This window comes from Eubacterium sp. LMAG:50 (assembly GCF_008680265.1).
Lineage (GTDB): Bacteria > Bacillota > Clostridia > Lachnospirales > Lachnospiraceae > Eubacterium_U > Eubacterium_U album.
In genome coordinates, this window is record NZ_NALP01000007.1 from 253,478 (window position 1) to 279,574 (window position 26,097).

General features: G+C 30.1%; 17 protein-coding genes and 1 CRISPR repeat array. Of the genes, 1 reads left to right on the forward strand and 16 read right to left on the reverse strand.

Features of this window, described 5'->3' with window-relative positions:
• Positions 1-241: 241 nt before the first annotated feature.
• The 11 genes from CCC31_RS06435 to CCC31_RS06485 form a co-directional block, all read right to left on the reverse strand.
• Positions 242-1,084, reverse strand: coding sequence for a hypothetical protein (locus tag CCC31_RS06435; RefSeq protein WP_290850400.1), 843 nt, complete (start codon positions 1,082-1,084; stop codon positions 242-244).
• A gap of 247 nt (positions 1,085-1,331) precedes the next feature.
• A CRISPR array of direct repeats spans positions 1,332-3,871; the repeat unit is 25 nt; unit sequence AGTAGAAATTATAAGTTATTCAAAC.
• A gap of 122 nt (positions 3,872-3,993) precedes the next feature.
• Positions 3,994-4,269: a CRISPR-associated endonuclease Cas2 gene (gene cas2, locus CCC31_RS06440; protein WP_147585349.1), complete on the reverse strand. Its 276-nt coding sequence runs from the start codon at positions 4,267-4,269 to the stop codon at positions 3,994-3,996.
• 20 nt (positions 4,270-4,289) lie between these two features.
• Positions 4,290-5,252, reverse strand: a complete 963-nt coding sequence (gene cas1, locus CCC31_RS06445) for a type V CRISPR-associated endonuclease Cas1 (protein WP_290850403.1) — start codon at positions 5,250-5,252, stop codon at positions 4,290-4,292.
• Between the two features lies 1 nt (position 5,253).
• Positions 5,254-5,820 (reverse strand): type V CRISPR-associated protein Cas4, encoded by a 567-nt coding sequence (gene cas4, locus CCC31_RS06450; RefSeq protein ID WP_147585347.1) that lies wholly within the window; start codon positions 5,818-5,820, stop codon positions 5,254-5,256.
• Positions 5,820-9,602 (reverse strand): type V CRISPR-associated protein Cas12a/Cpf1, encoded by a 3,783-nt coding sequence (gene cas12a / locus CCC31_RS06455; RefSeq protein ID WP_260978963.1) that lies wholly within the window; start codon positions 9,600-9,602, stop codon positions 5,820-5,822. Before cas12a ends, cas4 begins: the two co-directional genes overlap by 1 nt.
• Positions 9,603-9,786: 184 nt before the next feature.
• On the reverse strand, positions 9,787-10,047 hold the full coding sequence (locus CCC31_RS06460) for a hypothetical protein (RefSeq protein WP_260978964.1): 261 nt from the start codon (positions 10,045-10,047) through the stop codon (positions 9,787-9,789).
• An 89-nt stretch (positions 10,048-10,136) separates the two neighbouring features.
• A complete protein-coding gene (locus CCC31_RS06465) occupies positions 10,137-10,454 on the reverse strand; it encodes an HIRAN domain-containing protein (protein WP_117908302.1) in 318 nt (105 codons plus the stop codon).
• Positions 10,455-10,696: 242 nt separating this feature from the next.
• Positions 10,697-11,095, reverse strand: coding sequence for a hypothetical protein (locus CCC31_RS06470; protein ID WP_290850408.1), 399 nt, complete (start codon positions 11,093-11,095; stop codon positions 10,697-10,699).
• Positions 11,088-11,576, reverse strand: a complete 489-nt coding sequence (locus tag CCC31_RS06475; protein ID WP_118564924.1) for a sigma-70 family RNA polymerase sigma factor — start codon at positions 11,574-11,576, stop codon at positions 11,088-11,090. The genes CCC31_RS06470 and CCC31_RS06475 overlap by 8 nt, the downstream gene beginning before the upstream one ends.
• 427 nt (positions 11,577-12,003) lie before the next feature.
• Positions 12,004-13,599: a peptide chain release factor 3 gene (locus tag CCC31_RS06480; protein WP_290850411.1), complete on the reverse strand. Its 1,596-nt coding sequence runs from the start codon at positions 13,597-13,599 to the stop codon at positions 12,004-12,006.
• A gap of 158 nt (positions 13,600-13,757) precedes the next feature.
• Positions 13,758-15,947 carry an ATP-dependent helicase gene (locus CCC31_RS06485; RefSeq protein ID WP_290850413.1) on the reverse strand — a complete coding sequence of 730 codons (2,190 nt, stop codon included), beginning with the start codon at positions 15,945-15,947 and terminating at the stop codon, positions 13,758-13,760.
• Positions 15,948-16,124: 177 nt separating this feature from the next.
• Here CCC31_RS06485 and CCC31_RS06490 point away from each other — a divergent pair, with 177 nt between their 5' ends.
• The gene (locus CCC31_RS06490) at positions 16,125-16,877 is read left to right on the forward strand and encodes a class I SAM-dependent methyltransferase (RefSeq protein ID WP_290850415.1); all 753 of its coding nucleotides are present in this window, start codon (positions 16,125-16,127) and stop codon (positions 16,875-16,877) included.
• A gap of 42 nt (positions 16,878-16,919) precedes the next feature.
• On the opposite strand, the gene CCC31_RS06495 is transcribed toward CCC31_RS06490, so the two are convergent.
• The 5 genes from CCC31_RS06495 to CCC31_RS06515 form a co-directional block, all read right to left on the reverse strand.
• Complete coding sequence (locus tag CCC31_RS06495) at positions 16,920-17,150, reverse strand: purine biosynthesis protein PurH (protein WP_117908290.1); 231 nt, start codon at positions 17,148-17,150, stop codon at positions 16,920-16,922.
• A gap of 177 nt (positions 17,151-17,327) precedes the next feature.
• Positions 17,328-22,730: a lectin-like protein gene (locus CCC31_RS06500; RefSeq protein WP_290850418.1), complete on the reverse strand. Its 5,403-nt coding sequence runs from the start codon at positions 22,728-22,730 to the stop codon at positions 17,328-17,330.
• 181 nt (positions 22,731-22,911) lie between these two features.
• The gene (locus CCC31_RS06505) at positions 22,912-24,243 is read right to left on the reverse strand and encodes a sensor histidine kinase (RefSeq protein WP_290850420.1); all 1,332 of its coding nucleotides are present in this window, start codon (positions 24,241-24,243) and stop codon (positions 22,912-22,914) included.
• The gene (locus CCC31_RS06510; protein ID WP_290850422.1) at positions 24,244-24,981 is read right to left on the reverse strand and encodes a LytTR family DNA-binding domain-containing protein; all 738 of its coding nucleotides are present in this window, start codon (positions 24,979-24,981) and stop codon (positions 24,244-24,246) included.
• Positions 24,982-25,189: 208 nt separating this feature from the next.
• The gene (locus CCC31_RS06515; protein ID WP_290850424.1) at positions 25,190-26,095 is read right to left on the reverse strand and encodes a hypothetical protein; all 906 of its coding nucleotides are present in this window, start codon (positions 26,093-26,095) and stop codon (positions 25,190-25,192) included.
• Between the last annotated feature and the right edge of the window lie 2 nt (positions 26,096-26,097).

Below are 26,097 nucleotides of genomic sequence, written 5' to 3' on the forward strand. Positions count from 1 at the left end.
ATGCAATCCTGAGTTTCCATATGAGCAAGCCACCGTCCTAGCCTGTCTCGATTTCTTACTAGTATTATAGCATAAAATGGGTGTTGAGGGAATAGATTTGAAATTTATTTGCAAAGATTTTATGGATTTTTTATAGCAAAATTTTATGACATTTTTTGTGTTGTTGTAGTACTTTGTGTTTCTATATTAAGCGGGTAAACTTGGGATTTAATTCAATAAAACTTAAGCACTTTCTTCAAATCTACCAATCGCCTTCTCCCTCTTCCATCATTTCATCTATTGCATCGTCAACACCATCTGCATAATCATCATCTTCATCATAGCGGTCATAATCATAGTCGTCATCTGATATTACATCATCATATCCATCGTCGTATGAGTCATCATAATAATAATGTTTTTTAGAGCTATTTGAATAATTATAAGTTTTTCTTGTTGTCTCTCTTTCATATGTGTCGCTGTTGCTAGTTGGTTTCTGAATATTATTTATGATGTCATAACGGGTTGTCTCTTCTTCGTAGGTTTCATCATTTTCTGTTGTATCATTTTCCAAATCAGAAAAATCATAATCAAGCCCATGCTCTTTCATATGACGATAGCAATAATCAAATCCTTTTTCTTTATTAAAATTACAACCGGGCTCTGCGCATGTTTTTATGTTAGTGTAAATTGATTTAAAGCCGTATATTAATCCAAATATGGCTACTATTAATATGACAAATTTTATAACTGAAGTTGATTTGTTGTTTTTCATGGTTGAATCACCTCCACCATTTTGTTTGCCATAGTTATCGTCATTGTTGTCAACTTTATTGTTGTTGCTATTACTCTTGTCATTATTGTTGTTGTTATTACTCTTATCATTATTCTTGCTGTAGGTCCTGCCATTGTTTTCCTCATTGTTATGATATCTGGAACTACTATCTTCATAATCTCCATACTGTTTTCTCTGGCTATTCTGATTTCTTGTTTCGTTCATAAAGCGATATTCCATGCCTCTTTCAAATGTATTTAATTTACCATCTTTATTAAAATCAAAAAACTTGTCTAACGGTCCATCTGCCTTTCCATTCCAAATTCCCATAATTAACCTCCAATCATGTGTTATAAATATTTTACAAATTGTGTGGTAAAAGAATGTTTTTCTTTTATTGAGGTAATTATCACATATTTGGTGTCCAATAGATGGGACTTGTAGGGGAATATTTAAAGATTTAATTGCAATTTAAACTGCTAGTTTTTCCATGCTACTACTTTTGCAAACTAGCAGTTACCTTTGCAACCAATTTTTATATTTATTCGAAACTACAAGGTTCTATCTACCATATTTTAGTAGAAATTATAAGTTATTCAAACCTGATTTAGATGCTTGTCGTAAAGCTATCTACACATTAGTAGAAATTATAAGTTATTCAAACTTTCTTCCGGGGATGAGTTAATTGTCAATCTACACATCAGTAGAAATTATAAGTTATTCAAACACTAACGACAGATTAAATCCACTCGATCTACACATCCGTAGAAATTATAAGTTATTCAAACTTCCAGAACGGTCTATCATCGTATTTTATCTACACATCCGTAGAAATTATAAGTTATTCAAACCTAATAGCACAGTCGCTTTATTTGACTATCTACACATCAGTAGAAATTATAAGTTATTCAAACTTGACGGATAAAGTTGACTTGGTTCCTATCTACAAATTAGTAGAAATTATAAGTTATTCAAACGACAGAAGAAATGGAGCAGGTCAATCAATCTACAAATTAGTAGAAATTATAAGTTATTCAAACTTGGCTCTTGTATCTACATTTATTTCTAATCTACAAATTAGTAGAAATTATAAGTTATTCAAACATTTAAATATTGCTCAAATTGTGGGAATCTACAAATTAGTAGAAATTATAAGTTATTCAAACTGTGATCAATTCCCTGATTGCGATTCCTATCTACAAATTAGTAGAAATTATAAGTTATTCAAACAAATCGTATGAGGCACAATGTGAAGAAAAATCTACAAATTAGTAGAAATTATAAGTTATTCAAACGAAGCCCAAAGCAAACGCCACTATTTATCTACAAATTAGTAGAAATTATAAGTTATTCAAACCTTATAAATAACATTTCTACTTCTCTATCTACAAATTAGTAGAAATTATAAGTTATTCAAACCATGTCCCATAATCATACCTCCTAAAAATCTACAAATTAGTAGAAATTATAAGTTATTCAAACGTTAAAGGTATAGATGTTGACGATTAATCTACAAATTAGTAGAAATTATAAGTTATTCAAACGATGAACGTATGCAGCGGGGCGATAAATCTACAAATTAGTAGAAATTATAAGTTATTCAAACACCATGTGTTGTACTTTTGGAGTTTACATCTACAAATTAGTAGAAATTATAAGTTATTCAAACATTCAAGAAAAAAGAATTAGTAAGTAAATCTACAAATTAGTAGAAATTATAAGTTATTCAAACCGCATAAGTAGAATTATATGTCACTTTATCTACAAATTAGTAGAAATTATAAGTTATTCAAACTAAATCACCTTCATGTTGGACTATTTATCTACAAATTAGTAGAAATTATAAGTTATTCAAACGGTAGTGGGTGGAGCGTATTTAATTAAATCTACAAATTAGTAGAAATTATAAGTTATTCAAACTTTGTGCCACATAGTAACACCGTTATATCTACAAATTAGTAGAAATTATAAGTTATTCAAACTGTACCTATAAGTTTAGTCAAATCTAAATCTACAAATTAGTAGAAATTATAAGTTATTCAAACTAATGCAAACACAACTGAGCAGACTCAATCTACAAATTAGTAGAAATTATAAGTTATTCAAACTCGAACGCCAATATCGCTTTTTACCTTTATCTACAAATTAGTAGAAATTATAAGTTATTCAAACCTGATTTTTTAACTTATGTTGTCGAAATCTACAAATTAGTAGAAATTATAAGTTATTCAAACATAGATGAACGTATAGAAGAATTAGTGATCTACAAATTAGTAGAAATTATAAGTTATTCAAACTATTTTGTGTTAAATGATAAAAGAGAACTATCTACAAATTAGTAGAAATTATAAGTTATTCAAACGCAAAAATTGTACTTAATGCACAGACATCTACAAATTAGTAGAAATTATAAGTTATTCAAACTATCTGATATACCTAAACGCGGATTATATCTACAAATTAGTAGAAATTATAAGTTATTCAAACTTTTCGGTGATGTTCTATTTATTTCAATCTACAAATTAGTAGAAATTATAAGTTATTCAAACTTTAAATGGAATTATAAGTTTTTTCGAATCTACAAATTAGTAGAAATTATAAGTTATTCAAACCATTTTATAGATTTGGCAAGCTGTGAATCTACAAATTAGTAGAAATTATAAGTTATTCAAACGTTACTTACCCAATTGACACAAGTAAATCTACAAATTAGTAGAAATTATAAGTTATTCAAACAAATAAAAAGGGTGGGAGGGTTGGCAAATCTACAAATTAGTAGAAATTATAAGTTATTCAAACCTGCAGGAAAAAGCATTCAAGGATATTGATCTACAAATTAGTAGAAATTATAAGTTATTCAAACTGTACCTATAAGTTTAGTCAAATCTAAATCTACAAATTAGTAGAAATTATAAGTTATTCAAACCTCTCGTAAAAGCTGATGCCAATGAAATCTACAAATTAGTAGAAATTATAAGTTATTCAAACATCAACAAACGCAAAATCCTGGTCTTATCTACAAATTAGTAGAAATTATAAGTTATTCAAACCTTGTCGCTCTGCTCCAATAATCACCCCATCTACAAATTAGTAGAAATTATAAGTTATTCAAACTCCTACATTGTCATTATTCACAATTTTGAGTTGAATTTTCTTTATATTTATATATTTTTTTATTTATTTTGCACATAATTTTGTTGAATAACTTTTATTTTAATTAATTAAGACTTAGGTTTGCATTATGTTATTATAAAGAAATCTTTCTCATCATTTTTTGCATAACCAAATCTAAGTACTTCACAACTTGAAGACAGTTTGAATATAATAACACTATCCTGTTGTGTAAAACATTTTTCAAAACGATTTTTTATATCAGTAACTATATTATCAACTATACGTTTGCTATTGTCAATTTCAAATACTGAATATTGTAATCTATGACCAAATTTGGATAAATATTTTGAAAATTTAGTTCTCAGTTTATCATCTGATATATCGTAACTCACCACTATCATATATTCTTCTCCCCTTTTTTCTAATGTACTTCAAACCTCGGCAATTCCTCAACACTTTTCATTTTCATAAAAAATCTATAATATTTTTGTATATAAACAAAAATTTCATCTTTATATTCCAGAATATCTTTCATGAGAAACTGTATATATTTCGAATTCATTTTATACTTTAATACCCATCTGTTATCATACACTTCAAAATCTTCTTTTTTACATTGTTCTAAATTAATTGCCTTTCTAACTGAATAATCCACAATTGGACGCATTGGTTCCATCAAATCACATACTAAAGATTTTCTCATATAAAAACATTTATGAAATACTCCATAATAAGTATCAAACCCATATATTTGTAATATTGCATCTACAATATTAAACAACATTGTGTATCCTATATCCAATGTAACATTAATATAGTCATTTTTTATTCTAGGTTTTCTTCCATTCCACTTAACATTGTTAAACACCCTCGTAAAGTAAACTCTTGCAGCATTTCCTTCTATTCCCATTACTTCCAAATAATTTAAAGGTTCATTTAATTTGTCAATCATATCTTGAAGAAATTCTATTCCTTCTTTTATTTCCTCAGTCTTTTTTCTTATATTTTTCAAAGTATCCATTTGATTTGCTATCTTATTTTGTTCTATCTTTCTGCCTATGTCATTTTGAGTGTATTCATATTGACGTTTTCTAAGCATTGTGTTTCCTTCCATTCTGCTTCCTATTATTTCATATACTCTAAACGTAGTTGACATCAAACAAATTGCAAATCCAAATTTTTTGCTGCGTTGAATCAATCCACTAGTTATTGATATATTTCCAACCACACATACCATAAATAATCTATAGCATGTAGACTGGTGTTTTATTTTTCCCTCTTTGTCCTTTATTACAATGTTATCATTTGAAAATGATAATTTTTCACCTGTATTAGTAAACAAGAATATTATTTGTTTTTTGCTAAAATCATTTGCACTTAACATATTATTCCCCTCGATTCATAGCTCTATCACATGCATCCTCATATATACAATTTCGGCATTTTAATCCATTAACTTGATGATATTGTTCTATATCAAAATTTCTCATATCATTAATTGTATTTTCAAATTTTTCTTTCATTGATTTATCTTCATCAGGTAATTTGATTTTATATATTTTATTATCATCGCAACTTCTAATTTGAAGTTTTGAAACATTATATCCCATTTCTGTCATACAATAATATTGAGCATATAATTGAAATACATATCCATCATAGATTTCTTTTATATGTTTTTTTCTTTCTACTAAAAGCTCCTTTTTCTTATCATAAATATCAATTTTACCAATTATTCTAAACTTTTCAGAATATACTTCTAACGAAGTAATCTTATCAGAACTTGTTGAATACTTATTTTTATCTATAGTTTCATGTGATTTTGTCCCATTAAGCTGATATTTCGATTGAAACATCAGCTTTTCCTGATTTCCATATAAATTATGAAAATAAATGGAAACTGGGCAAAATATAAAATCATTTATATTTGAAATTTTAATAATATCATCCATTATAAATACCTTTTATTTTGTATAAAATCAAACCAATCATTATGAGATATTTTTAGTGTTTTCCTAGGAAACTTTTCGCCTTCCTTCCAATTATTTTTGATTTGTTTTACTTCATACAATCCTTTAAGTGCTATACAATATGCTCCATTTGCATCTGCATCCAGAGGTAATTTTTTATTTTTTTCTTCTGAATTATAAAATTCTCCTGACTCATTTAATACCGGTGAAATAATTTCATCATATTCAATTGAATTATTATCAGGTAAACTATTTCTCATTTGCACAATATACTTAACTAATTTTTTCATTTCTTTGCAGAAATTATTTTTATTTTTAGTTTCTAATGTCTCCACCTGTTCTAATATATCTTGTTCATTATCATATTGAATGTTATACTGCTCCATTAATTTAATTATTTCATTCGTTAAATTAACATTGTCCGGTGAATTCCATTTGCCATTCCTATACTTTCTTATTTTTCTTGTTCCATTAGAATAAATTGTCCATTCATTTTTTGCTAATTTAACATTGTGCGTTATGAAATTTGTATAATCAAATTTTAAAGCAAACTTTTGTCTGTTCTTATCATATTTGATTGAATCAAAACTTGTCACAAATTTTTCATCATCCATTTCTTTATAATTGAAAACGGATACAAAACCTGTAGTTGGATCAATTTTTGAGGTATATGCTGCCGGAACATAAAAAATATATCCACATTGTCTTCCTAATTCTTTCAAACTTTTAGGGATATATGTCATTTGATATCCTTTTAATACTCCTCCTTCTTCGTTTACTGCTTTATTTTTATCAACTAAATAATTTAATTTACTTATCAACATATTTTCAAATTTCTGGTATACTTGACGTTCAACTTTAAATCTCCCCCTCTTAAATCCCATATTTAAATCTTCCATAGCAATTATCGCATTATATTTTAATACTAAGCTTGTTATTTCATGAATAACCAAAGACAAATATCCTTCTTTTATATCTTTGATTTTTCCAATTTGTTTCCAATTCTTTCTGGCACTGTCACGTTCACTTTCTCTTTGTTTTAATTTTTCCTTATAGTTCACTCCATTAATTATGTTGAAATTCTTCTGCTCTATAATATTTCCATGTAAATCAATTACTGAAACATAAATAAGATTTCTTTCTCCTCTGTCTATACCAATAATATGCATATCATTATTTTCAGCAATATTCTTCAATGCAATATCATTTACAGGTGAATAATTTTCTGCATTACAATTTATCTTTATAGGTAAATGGAGAAAATATTTATCTACAGTATATCGATAATCTTTTACAATATCGTAATCAGATGTAAAGTACTCAACTTTACCTTCATCTATTAATTTCTTTGCTTCATTTGATAATTTTACTTCTCCAATTTTATTAAAATACTTATAAAGTTCTGTGTATACTTCATCAGGTATAGTCTTTCTTTCTTCATTTTCTTTTTGTTCATTGTAACCTTTATTTACTAAAATACTTCCTTTTTTATGAATAATAGGTTGCTTAATGCTTGATTTTCTGAAAAATACTTCGGCATTTCCATCCAATTTAAGTACAATATTTTTTAAGTTTTCTTCGCTAAACAAATTTTCAAAATACATAGTATGAAGATTTTTAGTTCCAGTGCTTTTATCTGAAAAATCCTTATTATATATTTGGAATAAATATAATTGTCCCTTTTCATTCATCTCATCTATATCTTTTTCATCTATATAGGTCCACTGAATTGTATATGCCTGCTTTTCAATCTCTTTATAAAAATCATTTATATCTTCGTATGTGGATGTTTCTGAAAACTTAAATTTATATCCTTTCCATTCATCTCTTTTATTAATACACTCCTTAAAATAATCAATTAATTCTCTACAATAATTTACATCAAAATTCTTACTAGATTTAATATGCTTTTTCTTTTTATATCCATCTAGTATATATTCAGAAGTTTTATACGTCGCAATTCCCTTTTTAGAAAGAAATGCCTTTGGAAGCATTAAATATGGTTTTGGTAAAAACATATACACCATTTTTTTATAATCGCTGTCGCTTTTTTTCTTGTGTCCTTCAATAACTGTTTTGTCCGGCTTATTTTTTGCATTGAATATTCCAATATAATACTTATTTTCACGAATTAAAATAATAGCATTATTATCATACTCCTTAGTTTTTGACCATCCACTTGCTAATGTAGGGATTCCAAAATTGAGCTTTATTTTTTCTTTGCTATAAGGCTTTTGAGTTATATAATTTCGTACTTTGTCATATATAGATTTAAGCGGTTCTAACTCATAATATATATCTTCTATTTCAGTATAAAACGCCATATCTTTATCTACTTCTTCATCAATAATAAACATTTTTATCCAATGATTTATACTCATTATTAAATCTAAAACACGCTTTAATTCTTCTCCGCTTTCTTCATCTTCTATTAAACTTATATCTTCGTTATTTGTTAATTGAACAAGTTCTTTATTTTCTAATTTTTCATTTATATTAACAATATATTCTTCTGCCTTTCTTTCTATAGAATTACTGTTATATTTATTAATTAATTCATTTATATTCTGTAAACTTCTATATTTATCTTCTTTCATTAATTTCTCTATCTTTTTTTCTTTTCCTGCGCTACTTCCTGTTGTATTTTCCTGATAAAATGCTTTTATAGAATCTCTAAGTATGCTCCAATTTCGACACATAAACAAAGATAAATTTTCATAATTTTTTTCACATACATATATTTTATTTAAATCATAGCTTGTTACATCTTCACTGATTTTCCTTATTCTATCTAAAACCTTTTTTTCATTTAACTTGTATAAAAAACCATTGACTAAGTCATAAACTTCTTTATCACTTTCTAACATTTTAGGTACTTCGAATGTTGACTCATCAATACTCAATATCTGTTTATGCATTCTTTTGAGTCTATATTTTGCAGCCTTTTTTTTATATTTTTGGCAATATAAATTCATATGTGCATTCACAATTCCACATATATCATTGTAGAATCTTATTCCTTTTTGATTTATTAACATACCATAGAAATCAAAATTAAAAATACTATTTAATGTAAATCCATCTAAGCCATCTACATTATTATTTTCTATTGTTATAATTTCTTTTTCCGCATCTTCCTTTATCTTGTTATAAATTAGATAATTTTGATAAAAAATCCATGCATTTTCATTTACAATTCTGTAGCAAATTGAAGTAGACTTATCATCTGCAAAAATGTTCTCTCGATTTGTGAAAAAATCTGTAAAGGATGAAGTAAATTTATTAAATAAGTTTACTGTGTTTAATCTTTCTTCTTTTTCGGTATTACTTATTTTTTGTTTATTTATAAATTCAGGTAAAATATCAGATAATAATTTTGCATTAAACATCTTTTTATAATCATCATTAGATTTAAAGAGTTTATTTAATTCCGTTCTTTTTTTCATTTGAATGTTTTCTAATTCATTTTTCGTTTTATCTGAATTATTAATATAGTTATTATCTATTGCGTCAAATAATTCCCCCCATTCTATAGTTTTGGCTAAATTTCCTGACAACATATTACTAATAAAGTATCTATAATAATCATCCATTATTTCCTTCAACTCTTGTCGCTTTTCACTTCTTATCTTATCTTCTGTAATTAATCCATTCTTTTCGATATTTAATTGTGTTGCTCCAATTGGAATCATTGTATTTTTTAATGTTTTTGATACATACGTTTGTCCTATAGTTTCACTAAATATTGTTTCATTTTTGTTCATTTTTGCTCCTCCTCTTTTATAAGATAATGTCAAAATTTTTAAATTAATTTATAAAAATATAACGCTTTTTGTAGCGTTATATACGATACATCAGACCAAATTATCTTAATCTACTGAAGTAGAAATTGTTAACTCAATCTTATTATATATATAACGTTATGTCAATTTATTTTTATAATTGCTTCTACCACTCATCACTTTCATCGTAATCTGAATCCCAATCTTCTTCCATCAGTTCTTCACTTTCTTCATCGTCGTCAAACTCGTCATCATCAAAGTCACTATCCATATCCTCATCAAATTCATCATCATCCTGGTAGTCATCTTCATCATCCATTAATAATCCTAGTTCCATTGCTCTTTCCCAAGCATTTAATTTTCCGTCTCTGTTAAAATCAAACATCTTATCTAAAGGTCCATCTACTTTTCCGTTCCAAAATCCCATAATTTGCCTCCTTATTTATACATTATTTCATTATTTGTACTATCATTTTCCATTTCAGCTACACCATAATTCTAATTCCAATAACTTCTTTAAAATTTAATTTCATCTACCGGTTTTACTAATTCACACAAAATTCCTCTTGGCATTTTGTAAAGCACTTTTCCAACTGCTGTGTCGCCAATTTTGTCATAAATACGTCCGGCGCTATATGACTCGCCAATGACTGTACTACAACTATTTGCCACATGCCCTACTTTTCCAATTCCCGGCATTTTTACAAGAATTGCTTCGTGGTCATATTTGTTGTCCGGTTCTTTCTCAAGAAACACTTCCATATCCTTTTCAAAAAATTCGTCACCTTCAAAAAATCCTGTTCCTGTAATTGTAAAATAAATCTTATCTGCCATCTTTTTTTCCTCCTTTATAGCTGCTATTTTTCTTTTTCCTTTTATGACTCCATTTTCTCACATTCACTGTCCCTTTTTCAGTACTCGATTTTGCTATTTTTTCGAAACTCTGTTCTGTTTTCACTTATTTTAAAGCATAAAAACAGCCCACAAGAGAATTTCATAATTTTAATTCGCCTGTGGACTTCTTTTGTTTGTTTTTGTTTGTCGACATATATTTATTTTTAAATTTATTTTTTTGATTAATTTGCCTTTAGTTCTATATTTACCTCTCCGCTACTTTCATCAACATTTACCTCAGCATTTATGCCCTCTTTTTCCATTTCATCTTCATTCATTTCGAGCTCGTACTTCTTGTCTTCGCCCTCGTAAATGTATTTTCCTTTGCCATTTTCTTTAATTTCTTTTTTGTCACTATTGTTATCCAAAAATACATGGACATGCTTTGTTATTCCATTTCCGGTTGCCGCATAAGACACAACATCTGTCATTGCAAATATAGCAAGCATAACTGCTGCAACTGCCACATAACGTATTCTGAATTTCTTTATTTTGTGATTATTCTTTTCCATATGTTCCACCTTTCTTAAACACTCGTCTGAAATATTTATTTTGTCAAACATTCCTTTATATTTATTCATCTAACCAATCTCCTTTGACCATACTTTTAATTTTTGCTCTAGCTCTCATAAGTCTTGTTTGAATTGTAGTCTCTTTTATATTTAATATTTCTGCGATTTCTTTTACTGAATATTCTTCGTAATAATACAAATGAACTACTATTCTGTATTTTTCGCCAAGCTTCATTACTGCATCATATAGTTCTGATTCTTCATCATTTTCAAAAGAAAATTCGGCATCTGATTTGGATTCTTCCAGCGAAACTATTCTTTTGTGCCAAAATGATGTACACATGTTTTTCGATTCATTTACAGTCACTCTTATAAGCCATCTTTTTGCATGTTCACCATCAGCAAATTCGCCTTTATATTGTAAAAGTTTTAAAAATGTATTCTGGACTATGTCTTCGGCATCATATTTGTTTCGGCAATAATTATAAGCAATTTTAAATACCATATTTGCATATTCCGATACAAATTCTTTGTACTTTTGCGTTTCCACTGCTTTCCTCCTTGTTGCTTTGAAAGATCTTTCTAATAATATAACAATTCAGGAAAGAATAATATCACATTTATTTTTTTGCCGGGTTGTGGCCTGCCTGTTTATCATGTTTCCCGGGCTTGTTTTATTCTCTAACTTGTATTATGTCATTTTTTTATTACTCATTTGGGAATTTTCAAAAGAGAAATTTCAAGCCTGCTTTTATTTTACATACCGTTAAAGCAACAATTTCCCCCTTTATTTCTAATCTACATAATCCGCGACCAGACTTTAAAATATAAAAAGGACGAAATCCCATAACAAAGATTCCATCCTTTTTATATTTTCTTTAATTCGGTTTTATTAAATTACAAGTTTTCCAAAACCGGTTTCCTTAACTCATTTATAAATTAAATTACAAGTTTTCAGAACCGGTTTTCCAATCAATCTAATTCTTCTTAAATTCTGTAAGCTCGATTCCTTCGTTTCTTTCTAATAAAAGTCTTATTGACCATTCATTTGTAAATAAAATCAAAGGATTTCCTTTCATGTCCTTAACTTTCTTAGTATCACTTGGGCATTTTATGCTGTTCAAATCTGTTGCAGGATCTTTAACCCATCTGATGTGACCGTAAGGTAATGGCTCAAGTCTTACATCACAGCTATATTCATTTTCCATTCTGTATTTTAATACGTCAAACTGAAGAGTTCCTACAACACCTACGATTATCTCTGACATTTCAAGATTATAATCCTGGAAAATCTGTATAGCACCTTCCTGTGCAATCTGTGTTACACCTTTCATAAACTGTTTACGCTTCATGGAATCAAGTGCTACAAGTCGGCAGAAATGTTCAGGTGCAAATGTAGGGATTCCTTCGTAAGTGAATTTTTTGCCCGGAGTACAAATTGTATCACCAATTGAGAAAATTCCCGGATCAAATACACCAATTACGTCTCCTGCATATGCCTCATCTATTACTTTTCTATCCTGCGCCATAATCTGCTGTGGTCTTGATAATTTCATTTTCTTTCCACTTTGTACATGGAACACATCTTTTGTGGCATCAAATTTGCCTGAACATACTCTCATAAATGCAATTCTGTCATGATGTGCCTTGTTCATGTTTGCCTGAATTTTAAATACAAATCCTGAAAACGGTTCTGTTATCGGATCAATTAATCCTATATCTGACATTCTTGGAAGTGGTGATTCTGTCATTTTTAAGAAATGCTCCAAAAATGTTTCTATACCAAATGTAGTTAAAGCTGAACCGAAGAATACCGGAGATAATTCACCTTTATCAACCAAATTCTGATCAAATGGTTCACTTGCTCCGTCTAACAATTCTACATCATCCATAAGCTGGTCATATAATTCATCCCCAACTTCACCTTTGAACGCTTCATCTTCTAAATCATAAGTTGTTTCTGCTGCACTTTTTGCACCACCGACAGATATTGCCTGAAACATTGATATTTTCTTTGTATCTCTATCGTAAACACCTTTAAATCTTTTACCTGAACCTATTGGCCAGTTAATTGGGCATGTCTTTATTCCTAAAACATTTTCAATTTCTTCTAAAAGTTCATATGGGTCTCTTGCTTCCAAATCCATCTTATTGATAAACGTGAAAATTGGAATATGTCTCATTACACAAACCTTGAAAAGTTTGATTGTCTGTGCTTCAACACCCTTTGATGCATCAATTACCATTACTGCGGAATCTGCTGCCATCAATGTTCTGTATGTGTCTTCTGAGAAATCCTGATGTCCCGGAGTATCCAAAATATTGATACAATATCCTTCGTAATTAAACTGCAAGGCTGAAGAAGTAACTGAAATTCCTCTTTCCTTTTCAATTCCCATCCAGTCAGAAACCGCATATTTTGAATTTGCCTTTCCCTTTACTGAACCGGCTGTGTTAATTGCACCTCCGTATAACAGAAATTTTTCTGTTAACGTTGTCTTACCTGCATCCGGGTGGGAAATGATTGCAAATGTTCTTCTGTTTTCTATTTCTTTTTTCAAATTTTCGTCCATTTTATTCTCCAAATGTTTATTTTAACTAAATTGTGCCGACATCATTATATGTTGTCGTGGCAAACTTCCCCGACTTTGATTCCTACGGATTGTTCCGTGCCAAGCACTCTCACAATTATATACAATTATTTTCTTTTCCACAAGACAACCTGCGTAATTTACTCAATCAGCGAATGTTCCATCATAAACTTTAATTTGCATTTTGTTACTCTTCCATCGAACTCGATTTCAAGCAAATCACCAGATATTTTAAGTACTTTACCTAAACCATACTTCTTATGCATAACTGTTCCTGTCAAATAAATTTCTTCTATTTTATCGGCATATTCAGACTCCGTAATTTTTTTGCGTTTCGTTTCCGTTTTCTGATAAGAAGTTGGTTTAGTTAAATCTATGCTATTTTTATAAGACGATGATTTTGACATACTTCGGGTTGACGATATACCTGTTATTCCATATATATCACTAGAATTTGCACTATTTTTATTTTCTATTCCAAGCAGTTCATTTGTAAATGTAGAACCGTCATCAAATTCAAATATGCAAAGTTCATTTTTTGCCCTGGTTACACCTACGTAATAAAGTCTTCTTTCCTCTTCATATTCTTTTGCTTCATCGTCTTTTTTCTTACTATTTTCATAATTTGCTATAACATTTTCAGGAAAAATTCCATCAACTGCATCCATTATGTATACTTTGTCATACTCTAAACCTTTGCTTGAATGAATTGTTGATAAAATAAATTTGCATCCATTATCGTAAGGCTTTTCTTTTATAAGCATCGCAAGTTCATCTAATCTGTTTATTAAAGCTAATGCAGACGGCTCATTATATGCGATTGCCTGAATTATACTTAATTTGCTATCCTTTATATTTGACCTGTCTAAATATTCCTTATATCCCATAGAATGTATAATTCTATAAATTGCCTTACCTCCACTTTCTTCAAGCATTCTTTTCAAATGTGTCTGCATCGATTTTATACTTTTTCGTGTTCCCGCGGGAACATCTCCATAATCAATGGCTGCATCCAAAATTGTAATTCCTCTTTCCTGACTTATTTTACATACTTGTGTTGCCACGGCTTTACTCATATAAGTATTTATCTTGTAAAACATTTGCATAAAAATTTCTGTATTCGTTGGCTCCATTGCAAATCTGATAATATTTTTTATGTCCATCACAACCCTATGCGAGAAAAAAGTCAGGTCAGCATTTTTTATCTTATATGGAATTTCTTTTCTTTCGAGTAAATCAACCAACGGAATAATACTTTCATTGTCTCTATAAAGAACTGCTGTTTCCGTGTCTGTATTTTCAGCCACTTTTGTCAAATATGTATATTGTGACCGTCGGTTTTTCAAATGAATTTTCTGTATGTCTGCCCCTGCTTCTCTAAATGCCTTCATGTGTTTTTCATGTCTAAATTTATTTTTTTGTATAAATCTGTCTGCTGCAGTAACAATTTTTGCATTTGACCTGAAATTTTCTTCCATTAGCAATACATTTGCGTCTTTATAATTTTTTTCAAATGAAAGAAGTGCCTCATGGTAGGCTGCCCTAAACCCATAAATACTTTGGTCTTCGTCTCCTACCATAAATACTTTTTTATATTTACTTGCAAGTAAGGCGATAATCTGATGCTGAATTTTAGAGGTATCCTGTGCCTCATCCACACAAATATATTTATACATTTCCTGAAAATATTCTAAAATCTGTGGCGATACTTTTAGCATAGTCAGGGCATACACCATTTGGTCATCATAATCCATAAGTGATTGCTTTTTCATTTCATCACAATATGCGCTATAAATTTTTAAAAGTGGTATGTCCTGTTCGTTACCAACTTTATCTATCTCTTCTTTTGAAAGCTGCATATTTTTTATGTATGTAATTAATGTGCTTATGTTTTTCAAATCGCTTTCTGTCGGATATTGATGAACGAGTTCTGTGTAAATTGCAGACAAAAGCTTTGTTTTATATCCCTCATCAGTCAACAAATCAAATGCTTTTTTCCCAACACATATTTCACAATATCCTATTATTTTTGCACATATTCCGTTTATGGTTCTAAACTCAAGTCTTGCAGCAAGTTCGTCTCCAAATATAGATGCAAATCTTTTTCGCATATCATTTGTTGCAGCCACAGTATATGTAACTGTTAGGATTTCTTCCGGACGAATTCCTAAGCAGTAAATCATATATCCTAATCTTGTAACCAAAACTGTTGTTTTTCCGCTTCCCGGCACAGCTAAAAGCAGTGTAGGTTTTTCAACGCTCTGCACTGCTTCTAACTGTTGTTTATTTAATTTTACATTGAATTTGGTAATAAATTCCTGTAATGTCATAATTTTTTTCCTCTCCCCATTTTCATCATTAGTTCCTCTACAATCTCACTATTCACTATATCAAAAATAAAGATAAAATTGTATACTTGTAAAAATAAAAATAACAAAATATTTTTTAATAAGTTATAATTATTCTATTATCAATCAATTTTTTTCTTAGAAGTGGGGTGAATTAAAATGGAATCAAAATTTCAAAAAAATATCAACAAATTATCCGATTCTTCTGACAATACCGCTAATAATGGAGACTTTATCAAGCGTGATTACGACCGTTCAATAAACATGTGGAATGATGTTTATTCTAATTGTAAAATTGTAGATTTAAAGGGAAAATCATTATCTGTTGAGCCTATGTTTGATATTTGCCTTGATATATTTGCAAGCAAATGCAAAAACATATTAGATTTTGGTTGTGGAACAGGAGATATTCTTTTTCAGTGCTATGAATTTGGAAATACAGATTCAGGACTAGGAGTGGATTTATCTGAAACAGGAATTGAATTTGCTAAAAAATTTGCTTCCGTAAACAATTATCACAATCTTGATTTCCAAATTGGCGATATTTCTTTTTTTGATAATTATAATAGTAATAGTTTTGATGGTATTATTTTGTCTAACGTTTTAGATGTTATGCCTAAGGATGTTGCTTTGAAAACTTTCAAAAGACTTACTGATTTACTCGCTCCAAAAGGGCTCATGTTTGTTAAACTCAATCCATATTATGAGAAATCTGATATGAAGGCATGGGGATTCACTCAGATAAATGATAATCTTTTCGAGGAGAATGGCGTTCTTAGATATCGTGAGTTGGATACTGCTTCATGGAAGCAAAGTTTTGAAAAACATTATGAGATTATTCGCTATCTTGAATTTCCTTATCCGTGGCAGGATGGTATGAACCGCTTGTTTTTACTTCAGAAAAAATTGTAAATATTGTAATAATTATTTTAAATAACGGAGTAGTTTGCCCATCTACATTGGGCAACTTCTTCCATTATCTTTTTCCATATCGCCTTTAACATATCTTGCATTAAATTCCATATTGATATCTCTTATTTCTCTCTTTCCATCAATGTAATCATTATACATTTCAGCAAGTCCGGCCATACATCCGTCACAGTTAGCCTCTATGTTTCCAAGCGACTCCTCAACTATCTTTTTTCTTTCTTCTCTTGTTGTATCTTTTATTAAATATCCTGACATGCTTTCTCTCCTAATATTATGTTATTTACGCTGTTCTAATTTTTATGTAATTATAATCTAATTTGCTTTTTCCCTTAATAATATGATATTTGCCCTCTCTTTAATCGACGGCTATTCGTTGCAAATTTTACTTTAAAAGAGAGCCAGATAAATCTGACCCTCTTTCTAGATTATACATTATTTACTTACTTTTACAACCTTTTTGCTACTCCATTTTCCTGCTACTTTCTTTCCGTTCACCACTTTGTATGCACGAATCTGAACAAAGTATTTTCCAGGTTTCAATTTTTTAAGAACAGTTTTTGCATTATTCTTTGTAATAGTTTTAATTTTTGCTTTTTTCATCTTTTTGTTAACTGAATATCTAATCTGATATCCTGTAACAGCTTTCTGTTTTCTCCATTTAATGATAACACTCTTTTTCTTATTAACCTTTGTTGTCACCTTCTTAACTTTGCCCGGTTTTGTAACAGAGTTATCATTGTCTGTTTTGTTTGTTGTATCAGAATTGCTTACATTTGTTGTTCCGGAATTATTTGTACCTCCCGGTGTTGTATCTGCCGGAGTTGTTCCGGAATTATTTACAACTGTAATTTCTTTTGCAACTTCACCTTCATATAATGTATTAAATGTTACTATAACTTCATATGTTCCTGCGTCCTTAATTTCAGTAACCGCAGCACCTGTAGTTTTATTTTTAAATGTAACTGTATAATACTGGTCTGATACAATTTCACCAGCTGCATCAGTAACTGTTACTGTTGGTAATGCAATTGAATTTCCAGTGTATTCATATTTTTCATTTGAAATATTAACACTATCAATTCTGCTTATTGCAATTTTTTTACTGTCACCACAATAACACTTAAATTCCCTGTAACCGTCAGCTTCTAATGTTGCTTTAATAATATTTGCTTCGCTATCATAGTTATGTACATGTTTTTCTTCTGAGTTAGTTACGTTTATTTCTTCATCAGAATTTACAAGACTATTCTTATCTACTGCAATATTTCTAGTATCAATTTTTCCTGAATTGTATAATTTATCATACGTTGATTTTCCTTCATCATATGCACAAATTCCTCCAGCATATTCGTATGCATTTATATCGCCATTATTAATTAATTCAGAACCATTTACACCATATACATATGCTAATATTCCTCCGCCACATCTGTCAGATAAAATATTTCCATTATTTATACAATTGTTAATATCAAAGTAATATCCATAATCAACTATTCCGGCTGCACTTTCTGCTGATATATCTCCGTTATTTTTACAATTACTAATTTTTATTTTGTTGTGATTCTTTGTATTATTTATATATTCACAGATTCCTGCTGCGCTATCATCTCCATCAATATTTCCATTGTTTTCACAACTTGTTATTTCTAACTTTCCATTGGCTTCACAAATAATTCCGGCTACTGTACCACCTTTGACATATCCTTCATTTACACAATTACTTATTATTAGTTTCCCCGGTGAATCAAAATTACCTTTATATTTAGAACAGATTCCGGATGCATAATGATCATAGTAACTATTTGCTTCTATTCTTCCCTTATTTATGCAACCTGATATCTCAGTTGTCCCTGGAATAAGTTCTCCCTGAACATCAATTACTATTCCGCTTGCTATATTATAGCCATTAATACTACCATTATTTATACAGTTCTTAATTGTGCTTGAATATACATTGACTGCAATTCCTGCTGCCATGCCATTTTGCATAGATAATTTTCCATTGTTCACACAATCTTCTACAATAGTATTTTCAGTTATTATATATGCAATTCCTGCTGCTGTTCCACCTGATCCCGTACCTGTAACATTAGCATTATTTGTGCAACCGATAAATTTACAATTATCCGCAAAACAAACCATTGCTGATAAACAGTCATTAAGGTTATTAAGATTTTTGTTACCACTAACACTACAGTTTCTAAAAACTGAATTTTTTGCTCCAATTGCTATGTCTGCAGCCATTCCACTTGTAAAGTTTTCATTTACATATTTAATATTAATGTTCTTTATTTCACTAGAATAAACAAAATTAAATAATGGTCTGTTTTCTCCTCTTTGGTTGATTCCTGATATCGAATGGCCATTACCATCAAAAATAATATTTACTGCATTCACATTTCCTATAAGATCATCTTCATCCTCATAGTTTTCAGGGAATGTAATGTCACTCATAAGTTTTCCATTAATACCACTGTAAATATTTTTCAAATATAATATCAGGTCTTCAAATGTAGTAATTTCAAAATATCCGTCTTTTTGTTGTTTTACGAATTCTTCTTCTGCACCACATTCCTCGCAAACACCATCTTTAAATGAATAACCTAATTTGTTTATTACTTTGCCTTTTTCTATTGTTTCTTTACAAATTGGGCAGTATACATCGCCGGTATAACCATCCTTTTCACATGTTGCCTTGACCATATTATAATCATATATAAAATATTGATTTCTGCTTCCTTCCGGATAATCATGATATGCTTTTATAATTTTATTTGTAGGCTGATTTTCACTTTCTTCTCCACAATATATACACTTGTAATCTCCAAGATATCCGTCTGTTGTACATGTTGCTTCTATGCTACCTACAAATTCATATTTATGTGAACCATATCCTGCATTAGTATCTATTTCAGTTTTCTTAGCATTGCAATACCTACATCTGTAATAAGTCTTTGCATATTCATTACACGTTGCATCTTTTCTGTTATATTCATAATAAGAATGTTCACTGTGAGGTTCTATGGTTACTCCTTCTTCTACTGTTTCTCCACAATCATCACAGATAATATCTCCGGTATAACCTCCTTCTTCACAACTATTAATTGTTTTATTTTCTACATGAATATTATAATGTGCACAACCAACAGTTATGGTAAATTCGCCATATTCATACTCATCATTATAGCCATAAGGTACAACTACAAAATAATATTTTTCACCCTTAGTAAGCTCGTATTCAACCTGTGGAGCTCCATTGTTTCCACCATCATCATCAGAGTCAAGAGCATTATTAAATCGTATTTTGTATTCGTCTTCATCAAAGAATTTATCAAGCTCATTTCTTATCATTTCATCACTATAATTCTCTGAATCAAATAAGAATCCATAACTGTCCCAACCGGTTTTATTACTACAATAAAAACTAACATATTCATCCTTATCTGCAGTATATTCTATTACCTGAATTGGTAAGTCTTTAGTTATTTGAGTATCATATACTTTATTCTTCTGTACATTTCTTATTCTTCCACAGTTTTTACATACATCATTTTCATATTCGTGTTCGAATTTAGGAATTACTTCTCCTTGCTGAAGTTGCATATTACATACCGTACAGTGTTTATCTCCTGTATAGCCATCTAAATAACAACTGTTCACTCTGGCATTCTCTAAATCACCCGGCGTATGCTCTGAAGGTTCAACTGTAGTGCCATTTTCTATTACTTTTCCACATGTATCGCATACAACATCTCCGGTATAGCCTCCCTGCTCACAGTTTTCAAGCGTTCTTCCTTCAACATGCGTTTTTGTATGCGCACACGTTATTGTCAGCTTAAAATCTCCATATTCTGTTGAATAAGGTCCAAAAACAAAGTAATATGTCTCTCCCTTTGTTAGTTCTACATTTATCTTCGGTGCCAGGTTATTACCACCATCATTACCTATCCAATAGTTTTTTAATTGTGGTCTTGATGCATTATTATCCTTTAATCTGGCATAATACATTTCCATTCCTGCACTTATTACGGAATCATTAAATTTATCTGCCCTGTAAAGATATCCATAGCTGTCCCAGTCTGAATCTCCTGTAAATGTGTATCTTCCACTTTCCGGTGCCGTGAATTGAAATACTGTATACGGATAATCTTTTGTTGTCTTTGAAGTGTATGTTATATCTAACTGAGCATTATTTACTCTTCCACAATTTTTACATACATCATCTTCGTATTCATGTTCAAGTTTAGGAATTACTTCTCCTTGCTGAAGTTGCGTATTACATACCGTACAGTATTTATCTCCTGTATAGCCGTCTAAATAACAACTGTTCTCTCTGGCATTCTCTAAATCACCCGGCGTATGCTCTGAAGGTTCAACTGTAGTGCCATTTTCTATTACTTTTCCACATATATCGCACACAACATCTCCGGTATAGCCTCCCTGCTCACAGCTTTCAAGTGTTCTTCCTTCAACATGCGTTTTTGTATGCGCACACGTTATTGTCAGCTTAAAATCTCCATATTCTGTTATATAAGGTCCAAAAACAAAGTAATATGTCTCTCCCTTTGTTAGTTCTGCAGTTATCTTAGGCGCTGGACCAATTCCGCTATCATCATCATTTTTCCAATAATCTTTTAATCGTGGTGTTGATGCATTATTGTCCTTTAATCTGGCATAATACATTTCCATTCCTGCACTTATTACGGAATCATTAAATTTATCTGCCTTGTAAAGATATCCATAGCTATCCCATTCTGAATCTCCTGTAAATGTGTATCCCCCACTTTCAGGTGCCGTAAATTGAAATACTGTATACGGACAATCTATTGTTTTCGTTAAGCTATATGTTACGTCTACCTGAGCGTTATTTACTCTTCCGCAGTTTTTACATACATCATTTTCGTATTCATGCTCAAGCTTAGGAATTGCCTTTCCTTCCTGCAAAGTTTCATCACATACTTCACAGTATTTATCTCCTGTATAGCCTTTCTGATAGCAACTGCTTTTTTTGGCATTTCTAACCTGTTCAGCCTCTTTGTGTCCATTTGCCTTAAGCACTTTGCCCTGCTCTAATACCTTGTCGCAAACAGGACAAATCTTATCACCCGAATAACCGGTTTCAGTACATGTAGCTTCTTTAACTGTGCTTTCATCTAATACTGCATCAGAATGTCCTCTAGCTTCAATCTCTTCGCCGTCACTTATTTTTTCATTACAAAATCCACAGTAAACATCTCCGGTATAGCCTCCCTGTTCACAGTCAGCTAAAGTTCTATCCTTTATAACGTTCTGTGATTTAGGATGAATACATGAATCATATTCTATAACACCTGTGCGAAGTGAAGTCGTATTGCAGTCATTCCACTTTCCTGCACCATTTGATCTTTTATTATCGTAAACCTCTCCTGCTTTTTCATTCTTGTTGTTTGGTTCGCCATCATTCCAATTAGTATAACTTACTTCACTTCCATCTGCCCACAGCCATTCATCAAGATTTTCTTCATTTCTTATAAGTCCAATATAAGATGATGTATTAGCACCTTGCTCTGAAATAACATTCGCAACAATGTCATTTTCCCTTGCATTGGAAATACATGCAAGATAGCCTCCGCTTTCTTTTGCCAAAGCCAAAACCCGCTCATAATTTCCTTCCTCACTTGTCAATTTATACAAGTGTCCTGTAGTCTTGTCATATGCTATATTGTCTGCATACATTACGTTTTCTTCACTATTATCAGTAGCTGCATATGTACTGACAGGCATGAAATTATTAGTAAAAATCATTGCCAACGATAGTGTAATACTTAAAAATCGTGTCACTTTTTTTCTCATATTTGCCCTCCCATTTAGATATGTATATTTTTCCAATTTACTTCATGTTTATTATAGAATAAGACTATATTTCAATTCTATGTTCTGGCGTCAAACGGTTAATTTTAGGCATCAAGTGGTTGTAATAAAAAAGATACCTGACTCATATAAAGCCGGTATCCTTTTTATTTCTATATTTTCTTTATATTTCAGGTGGTTGCAATAATACTCCACTAACACAGAATTTCTTTTCGTTAATTTCTATTTTAATGTCTCCTTCATATTTATTTACAACATATTTTACGGATTCAATTCCTATTCCACTACCATTTTCTTTTGTTGACAAAAATCTGTTTCCTTTCATTTTTATATTTCCGTCAAATGCATTATCTATTGAAAATACTATCGCTTCTGCATTTGGTTTATGTATTTTTAAATCAATTTTTCTTTTTTCTATTTCAATATTTTTGCATGCATCAATAGCATTTTCGAGCAAATTTCCAAATAACACTGTCAAATCTGAATCGCTGATATTTACTTCATTTGGAATAGAAACATCTACATTTATACTTATATCTGATTTTTCAGCCTCCTGCACATAATATACAAGCACCGTATTTAATGCAAAATTTCCACAATATACAATTGGATTTTTCAAATATGAATGCTTAAGATATTTTCCCAGATACTCTTCTATTTTTTTACATTCATTATTCTGTGCCATTGCATGTACAACACTTATGTGATGTCTCAAGTCATGTCTTGCCCTTCTTGTTGCATCCATCTGTTTTTTCATTTCGTCATACCTGAGATTCTGAAGTGCCAATTGTTTATTTTCATCACGTAATTTTAAATTATGTTCAAATTCAAACATTGCACTGATTAATACTCCATATACCAGAAGCGCACCTACATTTACTAAAAATGTAAATATTAGACTGACATAATTTAAAGCAAGTTCCAATGAAGATTTAGTATTAAAATACAGACCGTGATACCAGAATAAATAAAATGTGGCAGGTATCATCCATAGGTATCTCCACATTTTTCCATTAATTTTAATGTCTGCAAGACCTTTTATATATTTTTTAAAATACATAAATATAATTGGTACAAATATTATCTGCATAATTATTGTGCATAATGAAAATGTCCAACGGTTATTCTGTATGGCCATTTGTGGGAATATGTGACCTTCCATGCATTTTCCTGCCATTACAATAAAATTAGCAAAATTTGATACTATAAGAAGCACAAATACAAGTTTTCCAAAATAATCTTTTATGGCAATAAAATCGAACGCTGCATAACTTACTGTACTTATTAAGGAAATAAGTCCTTTCTGACTTTGCGAACAGGTTGTTGCATATATTCCCATCGCATTTTGAAATATTGTAAGAATAATTGCAAAAAACATTGTTGTTTTCTTTGAAAAACGTAGTTTATCAATAAAGGGATAAATTGCAAGTCCTAAGTATGGAATTAAATTAAGACACGAATATAATATTATCTCAAATATTCTTAAATTAGACATTTATATATCCTCCCCTTGTCTTAATCTCTCTATCAGATAATCTGTGTAAGATTTCTTTACTTCTGCATATTTTCTCCTGCTAATTGGAACATATTCTTTATTTATCAGTTTAAATCTGTCTTCCTCAAGCCCGTCTACTTTTGTAATATTAACTACTATTCCTTTAAAGCATTGAACAAGTTCCTTATGTTCTTGTATACATGCTTCAAAATTTTTCTGTGTGCATCTTAATTGGATTTTGTTTCCATCAATCAGATAAATTGTTACATAATGCCCTGAAAAAGTTGTATATAATAAAGAATCAATTGGTATAATCTGTCCATCCGGTAAATCTAATATTTTTTTATTATTCTTTTCATCCTCAAATATTCTTTCTATAGTTCTAAGTATACGCTCTTTACTAAATGGTTTTATCAGATAGTCATATGCTTTAACTTCATAGCTTTCACTGGCAAATTCATTACTTGTTGTGATAAATATTATCTTTGACTGATTGTCTGTTTCTCTTAGTTTCTTTGCCGTTTCAATTCCTGTAATTCCATTCATATAAATGTCTAAGAATACAATGTCAAAATATTTTTTGTTTTCATTTTTCTCTATTAAATTTATAAAATTTTCTCCACTAAAAAATTCTGTGATTTCAAAATCTTTTCTTGATTTGTTATCGCAAATTTTTGTAATTTCCTCTTGCAGTCTCTTTCTGTCATCCTCATTATCATCAACGATAGCTATTTTCATGTCCTTCTCCTTATTCCTAATAACATATAGTTATTAACTATGCCATTTAATTTAAGTTCTTTTGCATTTTTAATGACAAATTCCAACATTTAATGTGCATATCCATTTCCTCGCTCAGATTTATATAAATAAAATTTGCTTAAATACATAACATCTTTTTGGGATAAAATCCAAGTCACAAACCAAATGCCAGGCTACTATGCTACTTTTAAAATAACTCCAACATGTTGTCCAAGTAAATTCTTTCTCTGACATGAATCTGATACTCAGGCTTAGTCATATAATAAAGTAAAAATTCCAGAATCAAAGCACTTCCTAAGCTTCGTCCTTCAATTTTAAAATTTGAAAAGCCCATAGGCATATAAATATTTTTTATATCATCTATACCAATGAAACCGGGATTTGTCATTGCTTTAGAAAATTTATAGCCACTCTCTGCATCAGGAGCCACGCAACGATGCTCTGTAAATTTTTCTCCTAGATTTTTGCGACTTACAGTTTCATAACATTTTTTTCTGTCAGCACAACCAAACCAACAGCATTCATTGCATAAAAATTCAACTTTATCCTTCTGCTTTTCTGATAACCTATTCAATTTATCTAATTCTTTATTTAACCGAAAATCCGGAACAACATATAGAAAATCATTTCTATTCATCTCATGTTTTAATTGCTCAAAATCAATTAACACCTTAGTTGTTGATGAGACAAAATAGAATTCCGGATATTTATTTTTTAAATACTCTAATAGCAAATCTGAATGAATTATTACACCATTTTGTATTCCATTCTTTTCTCCAAACATAGCACATAGGTCGTTACATTTTTTATCTGAAAGATGTTCAGTTCTTAACAATGAATTACTAAATGTCAGTCTTGCTGAAATGCCATATTCCTTCATTAATGCTAAAACTTCTTTTGGATTATTTTCTCCAAATCCGACACGGCCTCCGCCCCAAACACAATCTGCCGGAGCTCCATATATAGAACCTATATCGCACCAGTCGTAAAAATATTCTCTATGTTCACGAAACAATGGCAAAAACTCACGGTACAACCCGTAAAATTCAAATAATCCGGGAAGATGATAATATACTGTTTCTTTTTTTAACATTA